Annotated in this window: 1 protein-coding gene; it reads right to left on the minus strand. The window is 74.6% G+C overall.

Annotated features, from left to right (window positions below):
- Nucleotides 1–116: 116 nt before the first annotated feature.
- Nucleotides 117–1067 carry a hypothetical protein gene (locus C5508_RS19205; protein WP_198598198.1) on the minus strand — a complete coding sequence of 317 codons (951 nt, stop codon included), beginning with the start codon at nt 1065–1067 and terminating at the stop codon, nt 117–119.
- Nucleotides 1068–1256 lie beyond the last annotated feature (189 nt).

A 1256-nucleotide genomic window follows, 5' to 3' on the forward strand; every position in this document is an offset into this window, starting at 1 on the left:
TTTTGTGATATTGAGTTGTGTAATCAGAACGAAGCCTAACAAAATCTACAAGATTTGCTGGGTCGGAAGCGTCAGATTTGTAGAATAGACAGGGGTGGGGGGCAGGGGGTCCTTCCTCAGCTGTCCACGGGGCGCGCACCCAGCTGGGCCCGCAGGAGCTGCAGCGCCGCCTGCTCCGGGTCGACCGCGGGCGCGGGCTCACGGTCCCCACCCGAGGAGACCTCGGCGGCCCGCTCGGCCATGAGCTCGCTGGCCTCGGCGGCCTCGGCCTGCCGCGCCGCCTCGCGCGCCACCTCGGGAGTGACCGTGGGCCCGGCTGCGGCACCGCCCCCGCCGGCGCCTTCCACGACGGCGTCCACGCGCCACCGCACCCCGAGCAGCTCGTTGAGCGCCTCCCGGAGAACGTCCTTGTTCAGGTCGTCGCCCAGGCGTCGCGCGAGCGCCGGCGAGGAGGTGGAGAGGGTCAGGACGCCGTTGGCCAGCTGGTGCACCTGGGCGTTCTTCAGCAGCGCCTCGGTCGTGCGCTTGTGCTTCTTGACGACGGCGAGGAGCTCGGGCCACACCCGGCGGACGTCGGCGGTGCTGAGCTCGCCGTCGTCGGCGCCGGCGGCGTCGGGCGGGTTGGCGGACACCATCGGCGTCGGCTCACCCCCGCGGGGCGCCGGGGACGACTCCGCGGCCGCCCGGGGCGGGGCGGCGGCCGGGCGGGGCTGCTCGACCCGCTCGGCGGCGGCCCGCACCGCGGCCGGCTGCGCGGAGTGCGGCCAGTCCTCGTCGTCGGTGGGCTCCGGAGGGAGGGGGATGTCCGGCTCGCCGGGAGCGACCCGCGGCTGCCGCACCGGCGCCTGGGCGGCCGGAGCCCGCTCCCGGGACGGCGTGGGCTGCGCGGGTGCCGGGCGGCTGCCGGGCTTCGCGGTCTCCGGCCAGTCGGCGGCCGGAGCGGCGGCGGGGCGCGGCTTCTCCCCCGGGCGCGCGGTCTCGGGCCAGTCGGCGGCCGGCGCCGGCGCGGACGGCGCCGGGGGCTGCGCGCGCTGCGCGGGGGCCTCGCTGCGCTGCGACGGGCGCACGTACTCCTTGCGACCGGCGGCAGCTGCCGGGGCCTGCGGCCTGGCCGGAGCCGGCTCGGCGGCGGGCGCGGACGGGGGTACGGGAGCGGGGCGACTCGTAAGTCGCGGAGTAGGATGACACTTATACTCATGCTTAGTCGTTGCAGAACAGACTAAAGACATAATAAGATGATGACTCAGCTACAACCA

Source organism: Blastococcus atacamensis, from assembly GCF_002938425.1.
Lineage (GTDB): Bacteria > Actinomycetota > Actinomycetes > Mycobacteriales > Geodermatophilaceae > Blastococcus > Blastococcus atacamensis.